Here is a 307-nt window from a genome sequence, read left to right on the forward strand (position 1 = left end):
CTTCGGCGAGGTCGCCCTTCATCAGGCCGAGCCAGTTGCGGTAGACGACGACCTTGTCCTCAGCGTCGACAGCGGCGACCGAGTCCTCGCAGTCCTGGATGGTGGTCAAAGCCGATTCCAGGATGACGTCGGCGATTCCAGCCGGGTCGGTGCGGCCGATCTGGTTGGCGCGGTCGATGACGATCTCGATGTGCAGGCCGTTCCTGACCAAAAGCACGGCTTCGGGATTGGCGGCATCGCCGCGATAGCCGGCGAACTGTTTCGGGTCGGCAAGCGTGGTGGCGCCGGCACCCTCGCCCGCTCTCAG

The 307-nt window shown here is 65.8% G+C and carries 1 pseudogene; it reads right to left on the minus strand.

The window, feature by feature from the left end:
• Nucleotides 1-307, minus strand: a pseudogene (locus tag EN807_RS34195) (malate synthase G); the annotation flags it as partial.

Source organism: Mesorhizobium sp. M5C.F.Ca.ET.164.01.1.1 (genome assembly GCF_004792125.1).
In the GTDB taxonomy this organism is placed as follows: Bacteria; Pseudomonadota; Alphaproteobacteria; order Rhizobiales; family Rhizobiaceae; genus Mesorhizobium; species Mesorhizobium wenxiniae.